The following is a 25,387-nucleotide window of genomic DNA, read 5'->3' on the forward strand; positions in this document are numbered from 1 at the left end:
GCGCGGGCAATGCCGGAAGCGGGGGGGGCGCGCGGAGGGTCTTTCGCCGTTGGCCGGATCGAACGCGAACGGAAGTGAGCGGTCCCGTGGATCTTTTCCTCTTTCTCTTAATCCTTATCTTTCCTCCGCTCGATGCTGGCTGGAGAGAAAGATTAAGAGAAAGAGGAAAGAGAAAGATCGGCGGGGCGTGCGCGGCGAGATCCCCGGCGGCGGGCGGAATCGCCGGCGTCTTACCGCTCGCGGCGGCGCGGGGCGTGCAGGCTGACGAGCAGCACCGAGACGAGCGCGATGCAGCCGGCGATGACGAGCAGGCCGCCGTCGATGGACGCGATGTTGGATTTGGAAATCTGGTCGAGAATGGGAGTCATGGCGGGAGCGGTGTTCGGGGCGCGGGCGGTGATGGCCCGCGCCCCGAGTGTTACCCCTGTTGTTGGCCGGCGAGCGCAGCGCGCCCGCCGGAAGCGGAAAGCTACTTCTTCAACGCGCGGAGATAGGCGACGACGGCGCGCGCGTCTTCCTCGTTGAGGCGGAATTGCGGCATCGGCGGCCGCGGCATCGAGCCGTCGGGTTTCACGCCGGTCGTGAAGAGCGTCACGGCCTGCGCGTCGGTGTAACCGGGCAGGTCGACGATCGCGGGCGTCACAGCGCCCCAGGCGGGCATCGGCACGGTCGGGGCGAACGGCAGCGGCGCGCCCATGAGATGCTTTTCAGGAATGATCTGACCGCGCTGGTCGCGCGCCGAGTGGCAGTCGGCGCAACCGATGACGTTCTCCACGAGGTAGCGGCCGCGTGTGACGGTGGCGCTTTCGGCCGGCGCTTGCGCGGAGAGAACGGGAGCGACGACCAGGAGGCCGGCGGCGAGGAGGAGGGTGTTCGTAGGTTTCATGATGACGGAAGCGTGGAGTTGTGTGTTGTGTGTCCGTCGATCGGGAAAATTCAGTTGAGGAAAAGCAGCGTGAGACTGGAGAAGAACAGCACGGCTTGGATGACGGCCGCGATGCAGGCCCAGGCGGGGAGCGGGGCTTCGAACGGGGCGGCTTCGAGGGCGGAGTGCATGGCGTGAGCGCGGGCGTGTCGGGCGTGGCTCAGGCGACGCGGGCCTGTTGCGCCGCGCCGTCGCGCGCGCCGGCTTTCATCGTCTCGGCGAGGAGCCAGTAGACCTTGGCCCAGGCGGCCTTCGTATCGGCGGTGAAGTCGGCGCCGAGTCCTTTCTCGAGCGTCCAGAGCAGCGCGGCGCCGACGGTGTCGTAGTGCTCGTCGCGCACTTGGTAGCCGGCGTGGCGCAGGCCCATCTCGCGGACGACGGGGACGATGGTGTTGAGGCGGTCGAGGCTCGCGACGCAGAAGCCGATCGCCTGCATGAGCTTTTTGCCCTGCGCAGACATGTCGCCGCGGAAGATGGCGCGGAGCGACGGATCGAGCTCGAAGAGGCGCGCGTAGAAGAGGGCGGCGGCCTGGTCGGCGATGGGCGCGACCTTGGCGAACGATTGGCGGACGAGAAGAATTTCCTGGGGCGTCATGGCGGAGGGAGGAGTTGGTTTTGCTGCGACGAGGATAGCGGGCCGCGTCGCGGCGTGGTATTGGCCAGCGGGCGCGGGCCGGTCGGCTAGGAATTTTTTCCCGTTATCGGGACACTTGGCGCAGCGCTGCCCGCTTTACTTCGGCGCGGCGGCTGACCAATCTCCGCGCGTGGAAAAAATCCTCGTGATCGACGACGATGCGAAGATGCGCCGGCAAATCGCCGCGCTGCTCTCCTCCGAAGGCTACCAAACGATCGAGGCGCACAACGGTCGCGAAGGCGTCGCGCTCGCGCTGAAGGAGAAGCCCGATCTCGTCGTGTGCGACATCACCATGCCCGAGATGAACGGGCACCGCGTGCTGCAGGCGTTGCGCGAGGACGCGACGATGGCGGCGGCGCCGTTCATTTTTCTCACCGGCTGGGGCGAGAAGGAGGATTTGCGCGCGGGCATGAATCTCGGGGCGGACGACTACCTCGTAAAGCCGGTCGAGCCGGCGGACCTGATCTCGGCGGTCGCGGCGCGCCTGCGCCGCCGCAAGCAGGCCGGCGCCGGCCGCTCCGCCTCGGTGGCGGACGCGACGCCCGCCGCGCTGGAGAAGGCGCTCGGCCTCACGCCGCGCGAGGCGGAGATTTTGTCGTGGGTGGTGCAGGGAAAGACGAACCCGGAGATCGGCACGATCCTCGGCATCCAGCTCACGACGGTGAAGAAGCACCTCGAAAGCACCTTCGTGAAACTCGGCGTGGAGAACCGCACCGCCGCGGTGACGCTCGCGCTGGAGAAGATCGTGCCGCAGGGGTGAGGCGGTAGCCCGCGACCGCCGGGCGTGGGAGCGCTCGGCCGCGAACCGGCGGATATCGCCAGACGACGCAGGACGGGCGTGAGAAAGACACGCCATGCGCACCGGACGCGCGGAAAATCGCGTAATGTTGCCGCGTCGGCGGGGTTGAACCCGCTGCCTCATGTCCGCTTCCGCTTCGCCTCTCGCCGCAATTCCGCCCGCCGATCCCGGGGAAGACGCCGCCGCGATGCAGCGCGTCGCCGCGGGCGATGCGGCCGCGTTGCGGGCGTTGGTCGACCGCTGGCAGCAACCCCTGCTGGGATTTTTCCGGCGGATCGTGGGGTCGGCGGCCACGGCGGAGGATCTCGCGGTGGAGGTGTTCGTGCGCGTGCACCGCGCCGCGCCCGGCTACGCGCCGACGGCGCGCTTCTCCACCTATCTCTTCGCCATCGCGCACCGTCTCGCGCTCAACGAGCTGCGCCGCCGCCGCCGCAAGCCCGCCGAGCCGGTGGCGCCGGAAGCGTTTGACCATCTCGCCGCCGATCCGGCCGCGGAGCGGCGGCTCGCGGAGCTGGAGGAGGTTTTTCAGCTCGCCCTCGCGCAACTCGCGCCGAAGGCCCGCACCGCGCTGCTGCTGATCGCGCAACAGGGACTCTCTTACGAGGAGGCGGCCGTCGCGCTGCACTCCAACCCCAACGCTGTGCGCGTGCTCGTGCATCGCGCCCGCCAGGAACTCAAGACCCGCATGGAGGAACTGTCATGAAACGCCCCGTCACCGACGAAGAACTCGACCGCCTGCTTGCCGCGCGTTTGCGCAACCACCCCGCCGGCTTCGCAGACCGCGTCGCGGGCCGGATCGAGGCCGAGCGCGCCGTCCGGCCCCGCCGCACCCGCCGTTGGGTGTGGTATCTGCTGCCCGCTCTGGCGGCCGCCGGCTTCGCGCTCGTGTTCGCGCCGCGCCACGAAGCTGTCGCCGCGCCCGACTTCGAAACGTTGTTGGCTCTCGACGAATCGCTCGCGCCGGCGCGCCCGCTGCTTGATCCGCTCAACCGCGAACTGTGCACCGAATTACCCGTCGCTCCCGCTCACGAATGACCCGTCCACTCGCCATGAAAACCACCCTATTTCTCGTCCTCGGGTTGAGCCTCGGCCTCGACCTGCGTGCCGCCGAGGCGCCGGCCGACGTCCGCGAGCTTTCGACGCTCGAACAATTCCTCGCGCTCGACGATGCGCAGCTCGCGCAGATGCAGCAGGCGATCGCCCGCGTGCGCGCGATGAGCGCGGCCGAGCGCGCGCAGCTCCGCGCGCAGATCGAGGAGTTCCGGCGCCTGCCCGCGGCCGAGCGCGAGCAACTCCGTCGTGGATGGGGCCACGAATCCCCGGAGATCCGCGCGGGCTGGCGCGATTACATGCAGTCACTCGATGATGCCGGTCGCGCCGAGCTGCGCCGCGTGCTCGAGGGCCTCTCGCCCGAGGAACGGACGAAATTGCGCCGCGAACGCGTGGAGCAATTCCTCCGCGAACGCGCGGCAAAGCACTGACGCGCGCAATCGCGTTTTCTTGCGGCCCAAAAGAGAGGCGGAACCGCGAGGTTCCGCCTTTCGTGCTTGAGACGCGGGAGCGCGGTTCAGGTGCGCGGCCCCTTCGGGCCGGGCCCGGGGCTGGTGCCGTCCTGCGGGCCGGTCGGGTTGGCGGGCTTGCCCGGGCCGCCGGTGCCGTCCTTCTTCGGCGTGGGCTGCGCCGTGCCGGTGCCGTTGACGACGGGAGCGCGCGACGGGTTGGTGGCCCCGCGGTTCGGCGCCATCGTCGTGCCGGCGCCGCGGCCGCCACCGCCGCTGCTGCCGCGACCGGTCGCGTAGGTGGAAGTCGCGCCCACGAGGGCGAGGCTGATGCAGGTGAGGAGGAGGATCTTGGTTTTCATGTTTTTCCTTTCGCTTCGATGAAACACCGCCGCGCGCCCGGCATTACGGCGGGGCGAATTTGATTTTGTCCGTAATGCGCGGCGCGGCTCCGGGGTTTCACGGGGCAGCATGAAAACGATCACCTGGATTCTTCTTCCTGTCCTCACGCTCGGCGCAGCCGCGCGTCCCGCCGCGGATTGCCCGCGCCGTGCCGATGGCGCTGCCGGCTGCGCCGCGACCTCGCCCGCGCCGGTCACCTTGAACGCCGACGAGGCCAAGGCGCTGGTCTTCCAAGTCGAAGAGGAGCGCATGGCGCGCGAACTTTATACGGAGTTGGCCGCGCGCTGGGACACGACGCAATTCCACCGCATCCTCCAAGCCGAGACGCGACACGAGCAAGCGCTCCGCGCGCTTGCGCAGCGCGCGGGAGTCGCGTTGCCCGCCGCGCAGCCGGGCCGCTTCACGGACCCCGTGCTCCAGCAGCGCTACGACACACTGCGTGCGCGGGGCCTCGTGTCCGCCGTCGAAGCGCTCGCGGCCGGCGCGGCGGTGGAAAAACAGGACATCGCCGACTTACAGGCGTTGCTCGGCGCGACCCAGAGCGAAGCCCTCAAGGCTGTGGCGACCAATCTGGAACGCGCCTCGGAGCGGCATCTCGCAGCGTTCACCGGCGAGGGCGGGCGCGGGCGTTCCGCGTGGGCCTCGCGCCCCGGTGGCGCATGCGGCGGGCGCGCTCAGGCCGGTTGCCGCGCGAGAATCTGAACGACCGCGCTGCGGCCGGTGTGGCCGCCGCCTTCGTGGACGTCGCGCTCGAGTTCGCGTCCGATCTCGAACTCGAGCCCCGGCAGCTCCGCGCGCAGCAGCTCGAGCGTGGGCAGCAGCGCCGGGTCTTTCGGACCGCCGGTGTTGTTCGGAATTTGGGCCGGCGTGTAGGCCTCCATCACGAAGACGCCGCCCGGGCGAAGACCTGCGGCGGCGCGGACGAGGACGGCGCGCCGCAGCTCCGGTGGCAGATGCATGAAGGTCGCCACGATGCCGCTCCACGCACCCGGCGCGATGGCGTAGGCGGCGAGGTCGGCCACTTGCGTCGTGAGCGCGACGCCGCGTTGGGCAGCGAGTGTTTGCGCCTTGGCGAGTCCCGCGGAGGAAAGATCGGTGGCGGTCACGGCATGGCCGCGCGTCGCGAGGAACACGGCGTTGCGCCCTTCGCCCTCGGCGAGACAGAGCACGGGGCCGGCGGGGATGCGGTCCGCGACGCTGCGGAGAAAATCATTCGGCTCCGTTCCGAAGACGAAGCCGGAGGTCGAGTAGCGGTTGTCCCAGAATTCGGCGCCGTAGGAGGGGTTCAGTGCCATGCGTTGAACACCCAACCCACAATTGTCGTGCCGACAAGCACGACGCCGGAAAAAATCACCAGCAGGCTCACCGTCATCACGCTGCGCAGCATGACCAGCTCGGGCAGCGACACGCCGACGGCGGAAAGCAGGAAGGCTAGAGCGGTGCCGAGCGGCACGCCTTTGGCGACGAAGGCTTCGAGGAGCGGCACGGTGGCGTTGGCGCTGACGTAGAGCGGCAGGCCGGCCAGCGCGGCGAGCGGCACGGTCCACGCGCCGCGGCCGGCGAAGAGCGATTGGAAAAAGTTTTCCGGCACGAAGCCGTGCAATGCGGCGCCGAGCACGAGCGCGCCGACGAGCCACGGTGCGATGTTGCGCAGGATGCGGCCGCTGGTTTGCGCGGCGTCGACGAGGCGCGCGCGCCAGCCTTCGGGCGGCACATCGTCATCTTCCTCGCCGGTGTAGTGCGCGTCCGGTTGCAGCCAGCGTTCGGCGTGCAGCGCGCCGAGGGCCAGTCCGCCGACGATGCCGAGCAGGATGCCGGCCAGCGCGTAGCCGAGCGCGAGTTTCCAGCCGAAGGTGGCGGCCATGATCGCGACCGCGATCTCGTTCACCAGCGGCGAGGCGATGAGGAAGGCGAACGCGACGCCGATGGGGAACCGCGCCTGGACGAAGCCGAGGAAGATCGGCACCGACGAGCACGAGCAGAAGGGAGTGAGCGCGCCGAAGAGCGCGGCGGCGGGATAGCCGAGCAGGCGGCCGCCGCGGCCTTCGAGTTTGGCGCGGAGCTTGTCGTGCGGGATGGCGCCGCGGACGAGCGCCATCAGGAACGAGACGCCCGCGACGAGGACGACGACCTTCAGCAGGTCGTAGACGAAAAAGTGCAGCGCTGCGCCGGCGCCGCGCGCGGCATCCAGCCCGCTCGCGGCGACGGCACGATCGGCAATCCATTCAGCCCAGAGCCACATGTTCGTAGTGAGAGACGAGCGGCGGCGCGGGGCAACGCCGACAGCCCGTCATTATTGGTCTTTCAGGGCGCAGGTATTGAGGCCGAGCGGCCGGTAGAGCGGGCAGAAGCCGAGCGCGGCGGTGAGCAAGGGCACGGCGCCGACGAGGCCCCACCAGCTCTTGAAGTAGTAACCCGCGCCGAGGATGGCGCAGCCGAGGATGACGCGAACGACGCGGTCGATGAAGCCGACATTGGTTTTCATAGGATCAGTTGGGTTGGATTTTGGGGTTCGGGGGAAATCAGATGTTCACCGCCATGCTGTAGCGGCGGAAAAATTCCTCGGTGACGGCGTGGCGTGCGCCGAGGTGTTGGAAGATCGCGAGACAGGCGGCGCGGGCGCGGCCTTCGTCGAAGTGGGGCTTTTCGAGGAGAACTTCGACGAGCGCGTCGGCGGCGGCGCGGAAATCCTGCGCCTGCAGCGCGCGCAAGCCAGCGAGGTAACGCTCACAGAGCAGCAAGGTGCCGAATTCCCCCGTGGCGTCGAGGCGCTGGAGGGCGGCGGCGATAGCGGTGACGGTGCGCGCGCCGTCTTGCCACGCGGAATCGAGCGCGGGCTCGACGAGGGCGGCGGCGCGGGCGGGAGCGGCGAAGACCAGCGCGCGGCCCGTGAGAACGCGCAGTTCGGCATCGTCGGGCGCGGCGGCGTGCAGCGGTTCGAGCAGGCGGGCGGCTTCGTCGGCGCGGGCGGCGAGGAGCAATTCGCGGGCGCGGGCCATCGAGTCGCGTTTCGGCGTGGGCAAGTGTTCGGCGAGCCACGCGCGGAGATTCGGCTCGGGCATGTAGCCAGCGAAGCGCGCGACTTCCTTGCCGTGGTGATAGAGGCGGACGTCGGGGATGCCGCGCACGCCGAGTTGTTGCGCGAGGTCGGCTTGCGCGGCGGAGTCGATCTTCACGAGCGACCAGCGGCATTCCGGCTCGTCGGCGAGGCGCTCGAGGAGCGGCTTGAGCATCTTGCACGGACCGCACCAGCCGGCCCAGAAGTCCACGAGCACGGGCCGCTGCTCGCTGGCGCCGATGACGTCGGCGATGAAATCGACCGGTGCGTCGCTCATGGTGTCGGGAGCTTGGCCGGCGTGCGCGGGTCGAAGTGGGCGCGGATGCCGCCGGTGAGCGAGGAGGCGGTGAAGCCGTTTTGTGCGAGGATGCGCGCGGCGAAGTAGGCGGTTTTGCCGAGCGCGCAGACGGTGACGACGGGGCGGACGCGATCGAGTTCGCCGAGGCGCGAGCGGAGCGCGGCGAGCGGGATGTTCACGACGCCGACGCGCGGGAGCGGGTGCTTCTGCACGAGTGGCGGTGGACGGACGTCGAGGATTTGCACGGCGGGATCGTCGGGCAGCGCGTCGATGGGCGTGACGAGGCCGTCGCGGGTGTTGCAGGCGGCGAAACCGGCGAGGTTGACGATGTCCTTGGCGGAGCCGAAGGGCGGCGCGTAGGAGAGCTCGAGTTGGGCGAGGTCGTCGATCGTGAGTCCGCCGGCGATGGCGGTGGCGATGACGTCGAGGCGCTTGTCCACGCCGGCGAAACCGGTGGCTTGCGCGCCGAGGATGCGGCCGTTGGCGGGGTCCCAGACGAGTTTGAGGATGATCGGCTTCGCGCCGGGGAAGTAGCCGGCGTGGTGGTTGTCGTTCACCGTGACGGTGCGGTAGGCGAGGCCGAGCGCGCGGAGGCGTTTTTCGGACCAACCGGTGAGTCCGGCGGCGACGTCGAAGACGCGGACGATGGCGGTGCCGAGCGTGCCGGGCCAGGGTTTGGCGAGCTCGGGGCGGAAAATGTGATCGGCGACGAGGCGGCCCTGGCGGTTGGCGGGACCGCCGAGCGGCACGGCGACAGCGCCGCCGGTGACGAGATCCTCGGTCTCGACGGCGTCGCCCGCGGCGTAGATGTCGGGATCGTCCGTCTGCATGAAGTCGTTCACGCGGATGTGGCCGCGGACGCCGAGCGCGAGACCGGCAGCGCGCGCGAGTGCGGTCTCGGGGCGCACGCCGAGCGCGAGCACGACGAGGTCGGCGGCGAAGGTGCGGCCGGAGGCGAGACGGCATTGCAGCTCGGTGTCGCCGGAGAAGCCGGCGAGGCCGTCGCCGAGGATGAGTTCGACGCCGCGACGGCGGAGCTCGTCTTCGAGCAACGCGGTCATCAGCGGGTCGAGCGGCGGGAGAACTTGCGGGAGCAACTCGACGAGCGTGACGTGTTTGCCGAGGTGGACGAATTGCTCGGCCATTTCGAGGCCGATGAAGCCGGCGCCGATGACGGCGACGCGCTGCGCGGTCGCGGCGGCGGCTTTGATGCGGTCCATGTCGGTGAGGGAGCGCAGCGTGAAGAGACGCGGGTCGTCGATGCCGGGAAGATTCGGGCGGAGCGGCACGGCGCCGGGCGCGAGGAGGAGTTTGTCGTAGGCGAGCCACTCGGTGGTGCCGGAATCGAGGTGACGGATCTCGAGGCGGCGGCCGGCGCGGTCGATGGTGAGGGCCTCGGTGCTCGTGCGGACGTCGAGGGCGAGCATGGCCTTGAGGGTTTGCGGAGTTTGGACCGCGAGGGCGTCGCGGGATTTGATTTCGCCGCCGATGTAGTAGGGCAGGCCGCAGTTGGCGAAGGAGACGTCGGGGCCGCGCTCGATGAGGGTGATGCGGGCGGACTCGTTGAGGCGACGCGCGCGCGCGGCGGCCGAGGCGCCGGCGGCGACGCCGCCGACGATGACGAAGTGAGGGGCGGAACTCATGGCAAGGCGGCCCGGAGTTTCAGCGGTGCTTCGGGGAGCAGATGGGCCAGCCGGCTTTGTCCCAGTCGCGGAGCGAGCCGGCGTTCACGGCGTCGAAACCTTGTTTTTTCAAAGTCGAGGCGGCCATGCCGGAGCGGGTGCCGGAGGCGCAGTAGAGGAGGAGTTTCTTGCCCTTGTTTTTCTCGAGGAAGGCGCGCCATTGCGTGCGCTCGCCGCGGAGGTCGCTGAGCGGCATGAGCGAGGCGGTCTTGGCCACGCCGCTGTGCCACTCCATCGGCTCGCGCAGATCCACGAGCACGGCGGTGCCGGCTTTGAGCGCGGCCTTGGCGTCTTCGAGCGGAATGCCCGGACGCATGGCGATGAGCTGGCGCACGACCATGAAGGCCATGAACGCGAGGATGAGGAGGAGGAACCAATTCATGAAGTCGGAGATTTTTCGGCCGGCAGTTCGCACTTCGGCGCGGGCGGCGGCGTGGTGGGTTGGCCGGCGTGGGTCATGTAGTAAATGAGCGGGACGGCGAGCGGGCTGATGACGAGCGAGGCGATGGCGCCGAAGAGCAGTGAGATCGCGAGGCCCTGGAATATCGGGTCGGCGAGGATGACGAGGCCGCCGACCACCACTGCGAGCGCGGTGAGCATCATCGGGCGGAAGCGCACGGCGCCGGACTCGATGCAGGCTTGGGCGAGCGTGCGGCCGTGGCTGAGGCGGAGCTCGATGAAGTCGACGAGGATGATCGAGTTTCGCACGACGATGCCGGCACCGGCCATGAAGCCGATCATCGACGTAGCGGTGAAGAACGCGCCCATCACGGCGTGCGCCGGCATGATGCCGACGAGCGAGAACGGAATCACGGTCATCACGATGAGCGGCGTGGAGTAGTTTTTGAACCAGCCGACCATGAGCATGTAGATGAGGATGAGCACGGCGCCGAAGGCCAGGCCGAGGTCGCGGAAGACCTCGATCGTGACCTGCCACTCGCCGTCCCACTTCATCGCGGGCTCGCGGTCGTCGAAGGGCATGGAGGAGTTGTAGAGCTTCACGGCGTCGGTCGTGCCGCCGAAGTCGGTGCCTTTGAGTTTCGCGAGTTCCTGGTTCATCGCGAGGATGGCGTAGACCGGGCTCTCGACCACGCCGGCGACGTCGCCGGTGACGTAGGTCACGGGCATGAGGTTCTTGTGGTAGATGTTCCGCTCCGAGCGCGTTTGCTCGACGGTGACGAGCTCGCGGAGCGGCACGAGCGGCGCGGCGGGGTTCATCTCGGAGCGCACGGTGAGCGCGAGGATGTCGTCGGGGCGGGCGCGGGCGGCGCGCGGGAGTTCCAGGACGATGTTCACGTCCTCGCGTTCGGCGGGAGCGTGGAGGAGCGTGACCGGGTAACCTTGCACGCCCATCTGCACGGTGCGCGCGATGGCGGCTTCGGTCAGGCCGTGGAGCGCGGCCTTGGCCTTGTCGACGCGTAGGATCGTTTTCGGCTGCTCGGCCTCGACATACCAATCCACGTCCACGACGCCCGGCGAGGACTTGAAGATGCTGCGGACCTTATCGGCGAGCTTGAGGCGCGCTTCCTCGGTGGGGCCGTAGATTTCGGCGACGAGTGTCGAGAGGACCGGCGGGCCGGGCGGCACCTCGGCGACGACGACGACAGCGTCGTATTTTTCGGCGATGGCGGTGAGCCGCGGGCGGATGCGTTTGGCGATGTCGTGGCTTTGCGCGGAGCGCTCGTGCTTCGGCACGAGGTTGACCTGGATGTCGGCGACGTTGCTGCCGCGGCGCATGAAGTAGTGGCGCACGAGGCCGTTGAAATTAAACGGCGACGCCGCGCCGGCGTAAACCTGGTAGTCGCGCACCTCGGGCTCGATGCGGAGCGAGGCGGCCATCTCGCGGGCGACGCGGGCGGATTGCTCGAGCGTCGTGCCCTCGGGGAGGTTGATGATGACTTGGAATTCCGACTTGTTGTCGAAGGGCAGCATCTTGACCTTAACGGCACCGATGCCGACGAGGCCCATCGAGCCGACCGTGAGGAAGGCGACGACGGCGAGGAACGCCCAGCGCCACGAGCGATGCTCGAGCAGCGGACGCATGAAGCGCGTGTAGAGGCGCGTGAACGCGGTGTCCGGCATCGCGTCGTGATCCTCGGCGGCGGTGGGGACGAATTCGGAAGTGTGACCGTCCTGATTGTGGTGGCCGCGAAGAACTTTCAGTGCGGCCCACGGCGTGACGGCGAACGCGACGAGCAGCGAGAAGAGCATCGCGGCGCTCGAGCCGATCGGAATCGGGCGCATGTAGGGGCCCATCATGCCGCTGACGAACGCCATCGGCAGCACGGCGGCGATGACGGCCCAGGTCGCGAGGATCGTGGGGTTGCCGACTTCGTCCACGGCCTCGATGGCGACATCGATCAGCGGCCGGTGGCGGCAGCCCGGGAGGTTCATGTGCCGAACGATGTTTTCGACGACGACGATCGCGTCGTCCACGAGGATGCCGATGGAGAAGATCAGCGCGAAGAGCGTGATGCGGTTCAGCGTGTAGCCGTAGAGATAGAAAACCAGCAGCGTGAGGCCGAGCGTCACGGGAATGGCGAGCAGCACGACGAGCGATTCGCGCCAGCCGAGGAAGAACATGATGAGGATCGCGACGCCGAAAACGGCGATGCCCATGTGGAGGAGCAGCTCGTTGGATTTCTCGGCGGCGGTGGCGCCGTAGTCGCGCGTGAGCGTCACCTCGACGTCGGCGGGGATCGTGGTGCCGCGGAGCGCGGCGATTTTCTCGTTTACGGCGGCGACGACCTCGACGGCGTTCGCGCCGGGGCGCTTGGCGAGCGAGAGTGTGACGGCGGGCTGCTCGGAATTTTGGATTTCGGATTTTGGATTGAGGATTGAGGAACCGGCCGCGCTGGCGCCCACCCCGAAGAGGACGTAGTTGCTCGGCTCCTCGGCGGTGTCGCTGATCGTGGCGACGTCGCGGAGATAGACGGGGCGGTCGCCGTAGACGCCGACGACGACGTTGCCGACGTCGCGTGCGTCGCGGAGGAACGTGCCGGTTTGCAGGAGGGTTTCCTGATTGGCGAAGGACTGCGCGCCGGTGTGCGCCTGCGAATTCGCCTGCTGCAACATGGGCACGAGGTAGGAGGCGGAGAGGTTGCGCGCGGTGAGGGCGTTGGGATCGAGCGCGACGCGGACTTGGCGGCGCGTGCCGCCGATGAGCGTTGTCTCGGCGACCATCGGGATGGCTTTGACGGACTCCTCGACCTGCGCGGCGATGCGGCGGAGCGTGTAGTGGTCGTAGTGCGCGCTGTGGAACGTGAGCGCGACGACGGGCACGTCGTCGATCGTGCGCGGCTTGATGAGCGGCGGCGAGACGCCGAGCGGGATGTGGTCGAAGTTGGTCTGGAGTTTCTGGTTGAGGCGGACGAGCGCGGTCTCGAGGTCGGTGCCGACCTTGAAGCGCACGATGGTCATGCTGCCGCCGGGGCTGGCGGTGGAGTAGAGGTATTCGACGCCGGCGATTTCCCAGAGGAGCTTCTCCATCGGGCGCGTGACGCGGTTCTCGACCTCGGCGGCGCTGGCGCCGGGCATGGCGACCATGACGTCGATCATGGGCACCTTGATCTGCGGCTCCTCTTCGCGCGGAAGCATGAGCACGGCGAACACGCCGAGCAGGAGCGACGCAGCGACGACGATGGGCGTGAGCTTCGAATCGATGAACATCGCGGCCATGCGGCCGGCGATGCCGTATTGGCGGGGGGCGGTGCTCATGGGGCGATCTCGAGCGGTTGACCTTCGCGGAGGCCGGCCGGGGCGCGGACGATGACGGTCTCGCCGGCGGCGAGGCCGGCGAGAATCTCGATGTGGCCGTCGTGGGTGCCGCCGGTTTTCACGAGGCGGAGCTCGGCGCGCTTGTTGGTGGCAACAAAGACGCGCTCCAATTGGCCGGCGGTGCTGACGGCGTCGGCCGGCACGAGGATGGCGTGCACGGTGGCGGAGGGAACGTGGACGCGGACGAACTGGCCGGAGCGCACGGGCGCGTCGGCGGCGACGGCGAGCTTGGCGGTGACGGTGCGCGAGGCGGCGTCGGCGGCGGTGGAGAGTTCCGTCACGGTGGCGCGGAAGGAGGCGCCGGACTCGGCCTGCACGAGGAGTGCGTCGCCGGTTTTCACGTGGGCGGCGAGCGAGTCGGGGATGCCGGTCTCAATCTGGAGGTCGCCGGCGCCCTCGACTTCGAGGAGCGGCTGGCCGGGAGCGGCGAGGTCGCCGGCGTGAACGAATTTGCGGACGATCGTGCCGGCGAAGGGGGCGTGCAGCTCGGTGTAGCCGAGCATGGTCTCGGCTTCGCGGACCATCGCCTCGGCACCGGCGAAGCGGTCTTCGAGACCGCGGACCATGTCGGCGGTGCTGGCGCCCTTGGCGAGGAGGTCGCGTTCGCGGGCGAGATCGCGTTGGGCGACGTTGTATTGAGAGCGGGCTTGGGCGACGCGCGCGGAGATTTCGGCGGCGGAGATTTTCAGCAGCACCTCGCCGGCGGCGACGGGTTGGCCGAGCGTAACGGGCAGGTCGGAGATGGTGCCCATCACCTTGGCGGCGAGCAGCGCGCGCTGGGCGGGGCGGACGGTGCCGGTGACTTCGGTGAGGATCGGGGCGTCGACGGCGGCGGCTGGCGCGACGGACACGCGCGCGGTGGGGAGCGCGGCGGCGGCGGTCGCGGAATCGGCGCCGTGCTTCGCGCAGCCGGCGAGGAGCGCGAGAGCGAGGACGAGGGCGGTGGCGGGGAGTTTCATGGTCGTTGTTAAAGGGTTCACGGTTGCGCGAGCGGGGTGAGGCCGACGGCGCGGTGGAGTTCGGCGAGGGCGATGCGCTCGTCGGCTTCGGCGATGGTGCGGCGCATGCGCGCTTCGATGAGGCGGCTTTCGACGCCGATGAGGTCGGAGGCGAGGAGCGCGCCTTTCTCGAAGCGGGCGCGGGTGAGGACGGCGCTCTCCTCGGCTTGGGCGACGGTTTGGGTGGAGACGGCGAGGCGTTCGCGCGCGGATTCGTGGGCGAGGCGGGCTTGTTCGGCTTCGAGGGCGAAACCGAGTTCGGCCTTGCGGAGCATTTCCTTCACTTGGGCGAGTTCGGCTTCGGCTTGGCGGATTTTGCCGGAGGTCTGGCCGCCGTCGAAGACGTTCAGGTCGACGGAGACGCCGGCGAGCCAGCTGTCGGCGTGGCGGTCGAGTTTCCAGCCGTGGTCGTATTGATAGGAGGCGAAGGCGTTGACGGTCGGGCGGCGCGCGCCGCGGGCGGCTGCGACCATTTTTTCGGCGGCGGCGAGACGCTGACGGAGGCCGGCGAGTTCGGGGCGGTTGGCGCTGTCGGTGGCGGAGGGGACGGTGAGGGCGTCGAGCGACGGGTCGGCGGCGGCGAGCTCGACGGACTCGCCGGGCTGGGGCTCGCGACCGAGGACGAAGAGGAAGGCGCGTTCGGCGAGCGCGGCGCCGTGGCGGGTGACGGTGAGTTGCTCGCGGGTTTGGGCGAGCTGGACCTCGAGGCTGAGGAGGTCGGCTTTGAGGACTTGGCCGGCCTCGAAGCGGAGGCGGGCGTTGGCGAGGGCGGCTTCGTAGGCGCGGACGCCAGCGGCGACGGCGGTGACGGCTTCGCGGGCCTTGCGGAGATTGAGGAGGGATTTGATCGCCTCGGTGGCGAGCTGCTGTTGGGCGGCGCGGAGATCCTCGGCGGCGGCGCGGGCGCCGGCGCGGGCGGCGTCGCGGCCGGCGGTGGCGCGGCCGCCGCTGTAGAGGTTGTAGCCGACGGTGCCGGTGAGGTTGAGGTTGTCGATCTTGCCCGGGTGGTTGAAATCGAGGCCGAAGTTGAAGGCCCGCTGGTTGAGGATGGAGCCGAAGGCCATCATCGGGCTGTTTGTGTCGGTGTAACGGCCGGAGAGGTTGAGCTGAGGGAGCCAGGCGGCGTTGGCCTGCTCGATCATCGCTTCGGCGGCGGCGATGCGCTGGCGGGCGAGGGCGGCGTCGGGGTTGTCGCGCAGGGCGGTGGCGACGGCGTCGGACGCGGTCCAGGGGGCCGCGCCGGCGGCGGCAAAGGAGAGGAGAAGGACCGGCACGAGCGCCGGGCGGAGCAGGGAATGCATGTTCAGGAAGAGGAGCGTTGGCCGGAGGACCAGAGGAGGCCGAGCACGGCGCCGTAGAGCGCGCCGCGCCACCAAGTGGAGGTGAGCGGGCAGGTGCCGGAGGAGCATTGGCCGTAGTAGCCGAGCGCCGCCCCGAAGGCGGCTCCGGCCAGGATCGGCAGGAGGAAGCGCAACCACGCGGGCATGGCGAAGATCAGCGGCCGCCCCAGTGAATGACGTCCTGGTCGTCGACCCAGCCGAGTTTGCGCAGGAGCAGCGTGGGCGGGCAAAAGCCGGTGAAGACGGACTGGATCAGGTTGAGGCCGACGAACAGTGGCAGCAGCAGCCACCAGGGGCTGACGAAGTGCGTGAGGGCGACGCCGAGGAGAAGGACGGAGCCGGCGAGGAGGCGGACGAGGTCGTGGGTGGTCATGGCGAGGATTCGTATTGACTCTATATGCGCATAAACGCATATACTTGCCACCATGTCAAGAGGCTGTTTCCTGCGCCACATGCCCAAGCATCGCCCGCTCAATGAGGACGCCCTCCAGCTCGTCGCCGCCCGTTTCGCGGTGCTCTCGGAGCCGATGCGGCTGCGCCTGATCCAGTCGCTGTTCGAGGGGGAGCGCAATGTGACCGACCTCGTCGAGGCCACGGGCGGCACGCAGGCGAACGTCTCGCGGCACCTCCAGACGCTGACGGCGGCGCACATCCTCGCGCGGCGCAAGGAGGGCTTGCAGGTCTTTTACCGCATCAGCGATCCGACGATCCCGAAGCTGTGCGAACTCGTCTGCGGGAGCCTCGAGAAATCGCTCAGCCGGCAGATCGGTCACCTGACGCCGGAGTGACGGTGCGACCGCCGGCATGAACTGCGTGCGCCATCGGCGGAGCGGGTTGTGGTGGGTGGCGTTGATGGCGCTCGGCGTCAGCGTGGTGCTGGCGCGCGGCGCGTCGTCCGCTGCGTCGACGACTGGGGCGGAGCAACCGGCGAAGGCGGCGTTGATGGTCGTCATCGCGCATCCGGACGATGAGGCGTATTTTCCGGGGCTGTTGCCCTATGTGTGTCTCGTGCGGAAGCTGCCCGTGGTCTTCGTCGTGCTGACGAGTGGCGAGGCCGGGATCACTCCGGCGGGCAATCGCGAGCTGCGCGAGGAGGAGCAACGGCGTGCGTGCCGCGTCTACGGTTTGCCCAACGAGCCGGTCTTCGCGCGTTTCGCCGACGGCGCGTGGCAGGGCACGTTGGAGGACAACTGGAAACTCTGGGGCGGCGAAAGCCGGGCGGCCGAGTGGCTGGCCGCGCAAATCCGCCACTACCGTCCCGACGTGGTGGTGACGCACGCGCTCGATGGCGAGTCGGGCCATCCGAACCATGTCGGTTGCGCGCTCTCGGTGACGAAGGCGTGCGCGTGGGCGGCGGACGCGACACGCGGAGGCACGGAGGTGACGGCGGCCTGGTCGGTGAAGAAGCTCTATGTGCACCGCTGGCCGACGCGTCCGCTGGAGTTTCGGCAGGATGTGTTGGTCCCGGGCACGGACCGCACTTGCCTGCAAATCGGCGAGGCTGGGGGCAAGATGCACCGTTCGCAGGGCTACGCGGAACAGCCGTTCGCCGAGCTGGATGCGCCGGGAGCGAGCCGCTTCGGGCTGTATGCGACGACGGTCGGGGTGGATAGCGGCGTAGGCGACCTGTTCGAGCATGTCGACCTGGCGCCGTATCGGAAGAGCGCGGTGGAGCCGCCCGATGGCGCGGACGCGGCCCGGCAAAAGTGACAAAAAAGTCCGCCCCGGTGGGGGGCGGACTCGTGGGTGATGAGTTTAGGAAAAGGGGTCAGCCCTTCGAGGACTTGCCCTTGTCGTCGTCCTTCTTGCCGTCGTTTTTGTCACCGCCCTTATCGTCGTCGTCCTTGTCGTCTTTGCCGTTCTTCACGAAGACGGGCACGATGGTTTTGGTGGCGACGTTGCCGGCCGCATCGGTGGCGGTGACGACCAGAGCAAAGGAGGTGGCTTTGATCTGTAGCTTGCCGTCGTCGCGCTTCACGGTCTGCGCGCCGGATTTCTTCAGCTGCAATTGCACGACCTGGCCGTTGGTGACGGTGACGCCGTTCAGCACGGCGGTGAGCGTCTTCACGCCGACGGCGTCGGTGGACGCGAAGGCGATGGTGAAGAACTGCGCGGACTCGTCGTCGCCGCCGCCGCGGCGCGGGGTCAGCGTGGCGGTGATCGCGGGAGCGGTGGTGTCGCGGACGGTGACCGTGAACGAGCCGGAGGAAGTGTTGCCGGCGGCGTCCTGAGCGACGACGGAGATCGTGGTGGTGCCGATGGGGAACGTGGCGCCGCTCGCTGCGCTCGTGGTGAGCGAGGTGACGCCGACGGCGTCGGTGGCGGTGGCATTGAACGTGGCGACGGCGCCGGCGGCGCTGGTGGCTTCGATCACCTGATTCGCGGGGACGTGGAGGGCGGGGGCCGTGGTATCCTGCACGGTGACGGTGAAGGAGCCGCTCGCGGCGTTGCCGGCGGCGTCCGCGGCGGTGACGGAGACGGTCGTGGTGCCGATCGGGAACGTCGAGCCGCTCGCCACGCTGGTGGTGAGCGAGGTGACGCCGACGGCGTCGGTGGCAGTGGCATTGAACGTGGCGACGGCGCCGACGGCGCTGGTGGCTTCGATCACTTGGTTCGCGGGGACGTTCAGCACGGGCGCGGTGGTGTCGCGGACGGTGACGCTGAACGAGGCGGACGAGGCGTTGCCGTGCGCGTCGTGCGAGGCGAGGGCGACCGAGGTGGTGCCGAGCGCGAACACGCTGCCGGAGGCCGGCGAGCCGCTGACGGCGGTGTTGCCGTCGACGAGGTCGGTGGCGCTGGCGCTGTAGCTGACAGCGGCGCCGTTGGCGCTGGTGGCCTCGGCGACGATGTTGGCGGGAGCGGTGATGACGGGCGCGGTGGTGTCCTGCACGGTGACGGTGAAGGATTTCGAAGACGTGTTGTGCCGCGAGTCGCTCGACGACAGCGCGACCGTGGTGGTGCCGAGGGCGAAGGTGCTGCCGGAGGCCGGCGTGCCGATGACGGTGGTGGAATTGTCCACGAGGTCGTAGGCGCTGGCGGTGTAGCTGACGGCGGCGCCGGCGGCGCTGGTGGCTTCGGTGGTGATGTTGGCGGGAGCGGTGATGACCGGTGCGGTGGTGTCTTGCACGGTGACATCGAATGACGCGGTGGCGGTGTTGCCGGCGGCGTCGCTGGCAGCGAGGCCGACCGCGGTCACGCCGAGGGCGAAGGTGCTGCCGGAAGCGGGGGCGGCGGTCACGGGGACGGTGCCGTCCTTATCGTCGGTCGCGGTAGCGGTGAAGGTGACGGTGGCGCCGGCCGGGCCGGTGGCCTCGGTGACGATGTCGGCCGGGGCGGTGATGACCGGGGCGGTGGTGTCGGATGCCGGCGGGGCGGGCGGGAGCGGGACGCCGGGGTTGTTGGTGGAGAAGGACTGGGTGGTCTCGAGGCGGAACTTGCCGCCGGCGAGGCCGCCGCCGTCCCAGATCACGAAGCTGAGCTCATGCGGGCCGTTGCCGGTGAGATTGATGGTGTAGCGGCCGGTGCCGTTCGAGCCCCAGCTGTAGTCTTGGTAGCCGATGAGCTGGCTATCGATATAGATCCAGGAGGCATTATCGGCGAGGAACTGCAGCACGTAGGAGCCGTTGCCGTTGATGATGGTCGAATACTTGGTCCAGCTTTGGTAGATGGAGTAGTTGTAGCCCCAGATGTTCCAGTCCCAGCGTGCCCAGTTGGCGTTGCCAGGGAAGCCATGGCCGTCGGAGTTCATATTGGACCAGGCGTTGATCCAGTTGGCCGAGAAGTCGTAGGGGGCGATGAACTCCCAGGGGTGCGAGCCAATGGGGAATGAGGTCGCGGGGTGGGGATTGGTCCAGCGCGGATCGTCGTATCCGACCGTGGGCGCCGGCTTGCCTTCCAGGCTATCGGGAACCACCGGATAGCTCGGGAAAATCGGATCGTAGGCGATCACGGGTGAGAGGCCGCTGGCGTAGACGGTCGGGGGCACGTAATCGAGCGTCACAGTGTAGCTGGTGGTGCCGCCGAAGTCGTGGCGCGAGGCCTGGTAGAACGAGATCGTGTAGGTCTGGCCGGCGACGAGAGAGACGGTGTTGACGGCCTTGATTTTGCCCAAGGTGCCGAACACCGCTTGAAGGTAGGCGTATTGCGTGGTGCCGTCGGCGGTGCCGAGGCCCTGCGCGGCGAGGCCCCAGTTCGGCGGGGAGCCGTCGAGGACGCCGCTGTAGTTGGTGCACGTCCAGTTGCCGATGGTGGCGGTGCCGCCGCTGGCCGAGCTGCCACTGTTGGCCGCAAGATTGGGCGTCTCGAAGCCGTCGGAGAACACGGTCGTGGCGCCCTGGGTGATCTTCACGGCGTCGACGAGGATGGAGTTGTCGCCCGAAGGGCCACCGGCCGTGAGGTTGAAGCCGAAGCTGTAGTTGCCGGAGACGGTCGGTGTGAAGGTGGCCGAGTAGGCAGCCCAGGGTTCGGCGGTCGTCGTGTTACGGCTGAAAACGACGTCGCCGCGGGACGACAGGGTGGCGCCGGCGGCCAGCGCAACGCTGGCGAAAAATCGGAGCGCGCGCATGCGCGGCCCGACGCGGGTGGGATGGGTGTGTGTGTTCATGTCGGTCAGAAAACGCAGCGCGCTCGAGCTGGGGCTCGACGTGCTGAATCGTAGAGTGCGAGGAACCGGCGGAGGATGGGGTGGGGCGCCGGCAGGTGACGCGGGGGGTAGTGGCAGGAATATTACCCAGATCAAGGTGTAATCAGATAAATATCTGAAAATCAGCAACTATGGAGCCTTTCTGCCTGGGTAAATAGTGCGTTTCGGCCCTAATTTGATGCTCACGCGGGATTCAGTTGGGGAAACGGTGTGCCGATGTAGGCGGGACCCCCCTATGACGAGTGCCAAGATTTCCGAGATGACGCTGCACGATTTGGCGCAGCAATTGCCGGCGGCGCCGCGCTTGCTGGCGGAACTGGGTCGACTGGTGCGCACACCGGAGACCGACGCGCGCGATGTCGTGGCGTTGCTCAAGCGCGATTCGGCGCTCGTGTCGCGCGTGCTGCGCATGGCCAACAGCGCGGCCTACGGACGCGCGGAACCGATCGGTGCGATCGAGGATGCCGTCGTGGCGGTGGGTTTCAGCGAAGTGCACCGCCTCGTCGGCGCGCTGGCTTCGGTGCAGCTGGCGGAGACGCCGCTGTCGCTACATGGCGTGAGCAGCGCGCGCTATCGGGAAAATTCCCTTTTCGTGGCGACGCTGATGGAAGAGTTCGCGGTGCGGGCGAAGCTCGACGCGCAGGACTGCTATACCATCGGGTTGCTGCGCAGCCTCGGCATGCTGATCCTCGAGCGCGCAGCCGCGCGCGAGAACCTCACGGTGACGCCGTTCCACCACAGCGGGGAAGAGAGTCTCGCGGTCTGGCAGCATCGGTTTTGGGGCACGGATTGCTGGCAGGTGTGTGCGGCGGTGCTTCAACACTGGCACCTTCCACCGGACATCGTGCTCGCGATCGAGCACCACGATGAGGCCATCGTGCGGTCGGAGCCGGTCGTGCACTTGCTGGACCTGGCCTCGACGGTCGCGACGCAGAACGGCTACGGCTTGCCTGGCGATCATCCGAACACGGCACCGCAGTCGCTCGCGGCCGCCGGACTCTCGATGGATCAGTTCCACGGCGCCGTGGAGCGTGCGGAGCAGACGTTCGTGCGGCTGCGGGCGTCGGTAGCCTGAGCCGGCGGCGGCGCGGTCTTCACATTTTCACTTCGACGCGCACGGGCGGCGGCTTGGGCGCTTTCTTGCCGTCGTCGATCTTGAAGGGCGGTCGGTGCTGGCGATAGCGGGTCAAGATCGAGCGGAGCGCGGCGAAGCCGGCTTCCGACAGGTCGGTGCGGACCGCGAGGTCGGGCGCGACCAGTTTCAGTTCGTGGCAACCGAAGCAGAGCAGAACGGACGCGAGGCGGGCCTCGCCCTTTTGCCATTCGATGAGGTAGTCGGCATGGAAGCCGCCGCAGAATTTCTCGCCGCGAAACGGCACGCACACTTTCGTGGTGCGGAAAATCTGCTCGAGCCCCTGGAGATCGGTCGCGGGCACGGCGAGCGGTTCCGCGTAGAAGAACTCGCCGGCGAGCTCGAAGTTGGTCTTGGTGCGGCGCTCCTCGGTGAAGGTCCGTTTCTCCCACAAGGGATGCGGCAGGCCTTCGTAGACAGTCACTGCGGTCGCATTGGCGAGGAGACGAGGGAAATCGGGGAGCGGCGGCGCGAGGTCGGACGCGTTGCCGAAGAGAAGGCCGACGGCGCCGAAGAGCGTGCCAGAGCCGAGCAGGGTTCGCGCGAAGCGAAGGAGTCGGTGCATGGCCATGATACGCTCGAATCGGCGCAAACTTAGGCGCGCGGCGTCGGGCGATTACGCGTGGGCGGCTTCGCTGGTCGCCTCGTCCATTTCCTCGTTTGAGAAGACGGCTTGGACGTCGTCGTTTTCCTCGAGGGCTTCCTGGAGGCGCACGAGGTTCTTCGCGATGCCGAGGTCGGTGACGGGCACGGTGACGTTCGGAATATGGGCGATCTCGGAGGAGTCGGGCTTGATGCCGGCTTGTTCGAGCGCGTGGGCGACCTTGTCGAAGGCGTGGATGGCGCAGCGGACCTCGAAGCCTTGCTCGGTGGCGATGACGTCGTCGGCGCCGGCCTCGAGCGCGACCTCCATGAGTTTGTCCTCTGAGGTCTTGCCCGCGGCGATGAGGAACTGGCCAGCATGCAAAAATTGGAAGGACACCGAGCCGGTCTGCGCGAGGTTGCCGCCCCAGCGCGTGAAGATGGAGCGCACTTCCTGTGCGGCGCGCTGCTTGTTGTCGGTGAGAACCTTCACGACGATCGCGACGCCGCCCGCGCCGTAGCCCTCGTAGGTCATCTCCTCGAACACGACGCCCGGCAATTCGCCCGTGCCTTTCTTGATGGCGCGGTCGACGTTGTCGGCGGGCATGTTCGACTCGCGCGCCTTCAGCAGGAGCGTGCGGAGACGGGCGTTGGCGTCGGGCGAGCCGCCGCCGGATTTGGCGGCGAGGGTGATGTCGCGCGCGAGGCGCGAGAAGACCTTGCCCTTGCGCGCGTCAGTGACGGCCTTGAGGCGTTTGACTTTGGACCATTTGTTGTGGCCGGCCATGGGGGAAGGCAGCTGTAAGCAATAAGCTCTAAGCTGTAAGCCCAAAACGAGGCGCGTTAGGGGGCGCGGCGCTTAGAGCCTAACGCTTTTCGCTTAGCGCTTTTTCTTCGGCGTCACGTTCTTCAAACCGTCGGAGCCGACGGCGCCGGCGAGTTGCGGCTCGGGCATTTTGTTGATGAACATCTGCTGGCCGATCGAGAACAGCGCGTTGATGCTCGAGTAGAGCGCGAGCGCGGAGGCGAAGTTGTAGCAGAAGAGCGCGAACATCCACGGCATGAACTTCATCATCGTGGCCTGTGCCGGGTCGACGTTGGGCGCGGTCGGCGTGAGCTTCATCTGATAAATCATCGTCGCGCCCATGATGATGGGGAGGATGTTGATGTTCAGATGGGTCAGGCCGAGCAGCGGCAGCGTGACGGCGCCGAAGGAGTAGACGGTGTCGGGCGCGGACAGGTCGACGGCCCAGAGGAACGGCGCGAAGCGGAGCTCGGCGGCGCCCTGGAGCACGGCGAAGAAGCCGATGAAGAGCGGCATCGTGATGAGAATCGGGATGCAACCGCCGAGCGGGTTGACCTTGTTCTCCTTGTAGATGCGCATCATCGCTTCCTGCGCCTTCTGGGGGTTGTCCTTGTATTTCTCGCGCGACTCCTGGATGAGCGGCATGAGCTTCTGCATGCGCTTGGCGGAGCGGGACGCGGCGAGCGTGAAGGGCAGCGTGACGACCTTGAGCAGGATCGTCATGACGACGATGGCCCAGCCCCAGTTCGGGATGAAGCTGTGCACCTTGGCGAGCAGCCAGATCATACCCGGGCCGACGTATTGGGAGAGGAAGATCTTGTTGAAGAAGAACGGGGCGAAATTCATCACCTTGTCCTCGTTCTTCTTGAAGTGATCGGTGGCGGAGAGGCGGCTGTATTCCTTCGGGCCGACGTAATAGGTGGCGCTCCACTTGGCGCTGCCGCTGGCCGGGATGGGCTTCAGGTCGACGAGCAGTTCGCCGGTGATCGCGTAGGCGGAACGATCCTCGACCGGCTTCAGCGGATCGATTTTCAGGCGCTCGATGCGCAGGCCGACGCCGGGCTCGTCAGGCGTGAGGATGGCGGCGAAGAACTGGTTTTTGACCGCGGCCCAGGTGACCGGGGCGATCTTGTCCATGAACGGCAGCGGCGGGCTCGAGGTGAAGAAGCCGCCGCCGGCGAGTTCGTCGCGGCGGATGAATTCCGTGCCGTCGTCGTTGTAGTAGCCGGCGTTGACATACATGCCCGTGTCGAGCGGGCCGAGCGGCGCGGCGGTGCCGAGGTTGAGCGAGGTGCGCGGGAGCGGGAGCGCTTGCGCGGTGAGGTTGCGGAAGGTCGTCTCGTGGCGGATTTGATACGGGTCGCCGGCGGTGCCGCCGAGCAGTTCGTAGCGGCGCGTGACCTCGAGTTTGCCGTCGACGACGATGCGGTAGACAACGGTGTTGGCGGTGTGCGAGACGAGTTCGTAGCGCGCGTCCTTATCGGCGCCGGGCAGCGTGCCGAAGCTGAGCGCGGGCGCGGCTTGCGGGGCGTTGAGGGTGTAGCGGGCGTCGGACGGTTTGCCGTGCGCGTCGAGCGTGGCGGAGTGTTTTTTCAGTTCGACGTGGTCGATGGCGCCGCCGGCGGTGGTGAAGCGGACGTTCACGAAGTCGTTGCCGAGTGTGACGTATTCCGCGGGGGCGTTGCTGGCGGGCTGGGCGGCGGAGAGCGTGGTGTCGGCCGGCGAATGCGCGGGGCCGGCCGCGGGCGCCGCGTTCGTCGCGACGGGACTCGTGACCGGCGTGGACGGAATCACGGGCTTCGGCGGCGGCGGCGAGAATTTCGCGCTGAAATAGAAGGCGAGCATGGCGGCCACGAGGAGCAGCACGCCGATGGCGGTGTTTTTCTTGTCCATGAATGAAGGTGTCGGCGATCAGCGGTCAGCTTTCAGCCGGCGTGATCGGAGATGAGATTTTGATGCAGGAGAATTTTCGCGCCGGCACCGGGTCCAGGCCGCCGGGGTGCCACGGGCCGCATTTCGCGAGGCGACGCACCGTGAGCGCGAGTCCGGCGAGGAGGCCGTGTTCGCGCAGCGCCTCGCGGGCGTAGTGCGAGCAGGTCGGCGCGAAGCGGCAGCCGCAGGACGGCGCGGCGACGGCGAGCGCCGGGGAAACGAGTTTTTGGTAGAGCCAGAGCAACGCGTCCACGGCGCGCGCAGGCAGGCGGGCGGCGAAACGGAACGCGGTGTGGATCGGCTCAGGCATGAGGTGGCGTGGCGGGAGCCAATTTCCGACAGGCGGTGATGAATCTTTGCTCCACCTCGGCGTAGGGCTGGCGGAGCGCGGCGGCGCGGGCGGTCAACACGAGGTCGAGCCCGGCGGGCACGAGGTGCTGGTGCTTGCGGTAGATCTCGCGCAGGCGGCGCTTGGCGCGGTTGCGCAGGACGGCGGCGTTGCCGACGGCGGCCTTGGAGGCGACCACGCCCACGCGGGCGGGGGTCGCGTCTTCCGGCGCGGGCCGGGCGCGCCAGACGAGTTGAAACGCGCCGCAATCGGCGCGGCGACCGTGCTCGCGTGCGGCGCGGAAGTCGCGGTTGCGCTTCACGCGCTGCGCAGCGCGGAGGCGCTGCGACGGCGGAGGCGTGTCAGCGCCGGGCACGGCGGGTGGAAATCAGACGACGGTCAGGCGCTTGCGGCCCTTGCGGCGGCGGGAGGCGAGGACCTTGCGGCCACCGCGAGTGGCCTTGCGGGCGCGGTAACCGATCTTGCGAGCGCGCTTCTTGCGGTGCGGACGGAATGTAGGTTGCATGGTTTTGTTAAAAAAAGAGGGCCAACGT

General features: G+C 68.2%; 30 protein-coding genes. 8 read left to right on the forward strand and 22 right to left on the reverse strand.

Annotated features, from left to right (window positions below; all coding sequences use genetic code 11):
• Nucleotides 1–230: 230 nt before the first annotated feature.
• From KF715_12225 to KF715_12235, 3 genes are all read right to left on the reverse strand, one after another.
• The gene (locus KF715_12225) at nt 231–368 is read right to left on the reverse strand and encodes a hypothetical protein (protein MBX3737454.1); all 138 of its coding nucleotides are present in this window, start codon (nt 366–368) and stop codon (nt 231–233) included.
• A gap of 101 nt (nt 369–469) precedes the next feature.
• Nucleotides 470–886, reverse strand: coding sequence for a c-type cytochrome (locus tag KF715_12230; protein ID MBX3737455.1), 417 nt, complete (start codon nt 884–886; stop codon nt 470–472).
• 199 nt (nt 887–1,085) lie between these two features.
• On the reverse strand, nt 1,086–1,520 hold the full coding sequence (locus tag KF715_12235; protein MBX3737456.1) for a hypothetical protein: 435 nt from the start codon (nt 1,518–1,520) through the stop codon (nt 1,086–1,088).
• A gap of 169 nt (nt 1,521–1,689) precedes the next feature.
• Between KF715_12235 and KF715_12240 the strand changes: the two genes are divergently transcribed.
• The 4 genes from KF715_12240 to KF715_12255 all read left to right on the forward strand — a co-directional run bounded on the left by KF715_12240 (nt 1,690) and on the right by KF715_12255 (nt 3,839).
• Nucleotides 1,690–2,319 carry a response regulator transcription factor gene (locus KF715_12240; protein ID MBX3737457.1) on the forward strand — a complete coding sequence of 210 codons (630 nt, stop codon included), beginning with the start codon at nt 1,690–1,692 and terminating at the stop codon, nt 2,317–2,319.
• Between the two features lie 160 nt (nt 2,320–2,479).
• On the forward strand, nt 2,480–3,061 hold the full coding sequence (locus tag KF715_12245; protein ID MBX3737458.1) for an RNA polymerase sigma factor: 582 nt from the start codon (nt 2,480–2,482) through the stop codon (nt 3,059–3,061).
• On the forward strand, nt 3,058–3,393 hold the full coding sequence (locus KF715_12250) for a hypothetical protein (protein MBX3737459.1): 336 nt from the start codon (nt 3,058–3,060) through the stop codon (nt 3,391–3,393). The genes KF715_12245 and KF715_12250 overlap by 4 nt, the downstream gene beginning before the upstream one ends.
• A 14-nt stretch (nt 3,394–3,407) precedes the next feature.
• Nucleotides 3,408–3,839: a DUF3106 domain-containing protein gene (locus KF715_12255; protein ID MBX3737460.1), complete on the forward strand. Its 432-nt coding sequence runs from the start codon at nt 3,408–3,410 to the stop codon at nt 3,837–3,839.
• Nucleotides 3,840–3,925: 86 nt separating this feature from the next.
• On the opposite strand, the gene KF715_12260 is transcribed toward KF715_12255, so the two are convergent.
• Nucleotides 3,926–4,219, reverse strand: a complete 294-nt coding sequence (locus KF715_12260) for a hypothetical protein (GenBank protein MBX3737461.1) — start codon at nt 4,217–4,219, stop codon at nt 3,926–3,928.
• Nucleotides 4,220–4,328: 109 nt separating this feature from the next.
• Between KF715_12260 and KF715_12265 the strand changes: the two genes are divergently transcribed.
• A complete protein-coding gene (locus KF715_12265) occupies nt 4,329–4,961 on the forward strand; it encodes a DUF2202 domain-containing protein (GenBank protein MBX3737462.1) in 633 nt (210 codons plus the stop codon).
• Here KF715_12265 and KF715_12270 read toward each other — a convergent pair.
• From KF715_12270 to KF715_12320, 11 genes are read right to left on the reverse strand one after another with little or no spacing between them, the layout of a single operon-like run.
• Complete coding sequence (locus tag KF715_12270; GenBank protein ID MBX3737463.1) at nt 4,934–5,548, reverse strand: class I SAM-dependent methyltransferase; 615 nt, start codon at nt 5,546–5,548, stop codon at nt 4,934–4,936. The two genes, KF715_12265 and KF715_12270, sit on opposite strands and share 28 nt — an antisense overlap.
• Nucleotides 5,545–6,501, reverse strand: coding sequence for a permease (locus tag KF715_12275; protein MBX3737464.1), 957 nt, complete (start codon nt 6,499–6,501; stop codon nt 5,545–5,547). The genes KF715_12270 and KF715_12275 overlap by 4 nt, the downstream gene beginning before the upstream one ends.
• A 51-nt stretch (nt 6,502–6,552) precedes the next feature.
• The gene (locus KF715_12280) at nt 6,553–6,744 is read right to left on the reverse strand and encodes a DUF2892 domain-containing protein (GenBank protein ID MBX3737465.1); all 192 of its coding nucleotides are present in this window, start codon (nt 6,742–6,744) and stop codon (nt 6,553–6,555) included.
• A 37-nt stretch (nt 6,745–6,781) separates the two neighbouring features.
• Nucleotides 6,782–7,594 (reverse strand): tetratricopeptide repeat protein, encoded by an 813-nt coding sequence (locus tag KF715_12285; GenBank protein MBX3737466.1) that lies wholly within the window; start codon nt 7,592–7,594, stop codon nt 6,782–6,784.
• Nucleotides 7,591–9,258 carry an FAD-dependent oxidoreductase gene (locus tag KF715_12290; GenBank protein ID MBX3737467.1) on the reverse strand — a complete coding sequence of 556 codons (1,668 nt, stop codon included), beginning with the start codon at nt 9,256–9,258 and terminating at the stop codon, nt 7,591–7,593. The genes KF715_12285 and KF715_12290 overlap by 4 nt, the downstream gene beginning before the upstream one ends.
• A 19-nt stretch (nt 9,259–9,277) precedes the next feature.
• Nucleotides 9,278–9,679, reverse strand: coding sequence for a rhodanese-like domain-containing protein (locus KF715_12295; protein ID MBX3737468.1), 402 nt, complete (start codon nt 9,677–9,679; stop codon nt 9,278–9,280).
• On the reverse strand, nt 9,676–13,014 hold the full coding sequence (locus KF715_12300) for an efflux RND transporter permease subunit (GenBank protein MBX3737469.1): 3,339 nt from the start codon (nt 13,012–13,014) through the stop codon (nt 9,676–9,678). Before KF715_12300 ends, KF715_12295 begins: the two co-directional genes overlap by 4 nt.
• Nucleotides 13,011–14,033: an efflux RND transporter periplasmic adaptor subunit gene (locus KF715_12305; protein ID MBX3737470.1), complete on the reverse strand. Its 1,023-nt coding sequence runs from the start codon at nt 14,031–14,033 to the stop codon at nt 13,011–13,013. The genes KF715_12300 and KF715_12305 overlap by 4 nt, the downstream gene beginning before the upstream one ends.
• A 17-nt stretch (nt 14,034–14,050) precedes the next feature.
• Nucleotides 14,051–15,379, reverse strand: a complete 1,329-nt coding sequence (locus tag KF715_12310) for a TolC family protein (GenBank protein ID MBX3737471.1) — start codon at nt 15,377–15,379, stop codon at nt 14,051–14,053.
• Entirely contained in the window at nt 15,376–15,558 is a 183-nt protein-coding gene (locus KF715_12315; GenBank protein MBX3737472.1) for a hypothetical protein, read from the reverse strand. Before KF715_12315 ends, KF715_12310 begins: the two co-directional genes overlap by 4 nt.
• An 8-nt stretch (nt 15,559–15,566) precedes the next feature.
• On the reverse strand, nt 15,567–15,785 hold the full coding sequence (locus tag KF715_12320) for a DUF2892 domain-containing protein (protein MBX3737473.1): 219 nt from the start codon (nt 15,783–15,785) through the stop codon (nt 15,567–15,569).
• 79 nt (nt 15,786–15,864) lie between these two features.
• Between KF715_12320 and KF715_12325 the strand changes: the two genes are divergently transcribed.
• Nucleotides 15,865–16,200: a helix-turn-helix transcriptional regulator gene (locus tag KF715_12325; GenBank protein ID MBX3737474.1), complete on the forward strand. Its 336-nt coding sequence runs from the start codon at nt 15,865–15,867 to the stop codon at nt 16,198–16,200.
• A gap of 16 nt (nt 16,201–16,216) precedes the next feature.
• Nucleotides 16,217–17,122, forward strand: coding sequence for a PIG-L family deacetylase (locus KF715_12330; protein ID MBX3737475.1), 906 nt, complete (start codon nt 16,217–16,219; stop codon nt 17,120–17,122).
• A 58-nt stretch (nt 17,123–17,180) separates the two neighbouring features.
• On the opposite strand, the gene KF715_12335 is transcribed toward KF715_12330, so the two are convergent.
• Nucleotides 17,181–20,015 carry an HYR domain-containing protein gene (locus KF715_12335; GenBank protein MBX3737476.1) on the reverse strand — a complete coding sequence of 945 codons (2,835 nt, stop codon included), beginning with the start codon at nt 20,013–20,015 and terminating at the stop codon, nt 17,181–17,183.
• Nucleotides 20,016–20,232: 217 nt separating this feature from the next.
• Here KF715_12335 and KF715_12340 point away from each other — a divergent pair, with 217 nt between their 5' ends.
• Nucleotides 20,233–21,129: an HDOD domain-containing protein gene (locus KF715_12340; GenBank protein MBX3737477.1), complete on the forward strand. Its 897-nt coding sequence runs from the start codon at nt 20,233–20,235 to the stop codon at nt 21,127–21,129.
• Between the two features lie 19 nt (nt 21,130–21,148).
• On the opposite strand, the gene KF715_12345 is transcribed toward KF715_12340, so the two are convergent.
• The 6 genes from KF715_12345 to rpmH form a co-directional block, all read right to left on the reverse strand.
• The gene (locus KF715_12345) at nt 21,149–21,751 is read right to left on the reverse strand and encodes a hypothetical protein (GenBank protein MBX3737478.1); all 603 of its coding nucleotides are present in this window, start codon (nt 21,749–21,751) and stop codon (nt 21,149–21,151) included.
• A gap of 51 nt (nt 21,752–21,802) precedes the next feature.
• Complete coding sequence (locus KF715_12350; GenBank protein ID MBX3737479.1) at nt 21,803–22,555, reverse strand: YebC/PmpR family DNA-binding transcriptional regulator; 753 nt, start codon at nt 22,553–22,555, stop codon at nt 21,803–21,805.
• A 93-nt stretch (nt 22,556–22,648) separates the two neighbouring features.
• On the reverse strand, nt 22,649–24,466 hold the full coding sequence (gene yidC, locus KF715_12355) for a membrane protein insertase YidC (protein MBX3737480.1): 1,818 nt from the start codon (nt 24,464–24,466) through the stop codon (nt 22,649–22,651).
• 25 nt (nt 24,467–24,491) lie between these two features.
• Nucleotides 24,492–24,815, reverse strand: coding sequence for a membrane protein insertion efficiency factor YidD (gene yidD, locus KF715_12360; protein MBX3737481.1), 324 nt, complete (start codon nt 24,813–24,815; stop codon nt 24,492–24,494).
• A complete protein-coding gene (rnpA, locus tag KF715_12365; protein MBX3737482.1) occupies nt 24,808–25,209 on the reverse strand; it encodes a ribonuclease P protein component in 402 nt (133 codons plus the stop codon). Before rnpA ends, yidD begins: the two co-directional genes overlap by 8 nt.
• Nucleotides 25,210–25,221: 12 nt before the next feature.
• On the reverse strand, nt 25,222–25,359 hold the full coding sequence (gene rpmH / locus KF715_12370) for a 50S ribosomal protein L34 (GenBank protein ID MBX3737483.1): 138 nt from the start codon (nt 25,357–25,359) through the stop codon (nt 25,222–25,224).
• Between the last annotated feature and the right edge of the window lie 28 nt (nt 25,360–25,387).

Origin of the sequence: Candidatus Didemnitutus sp. (genome assembly GCA_019634575.1) — a bacterium.
In the GTDB taxonomy this organism is placed as follows: domain Bacteria; phylum Verrucomicrobiota; class Verrucomicrobiia; order Opitutales; family Opitutaceae; genus Didemnitutus.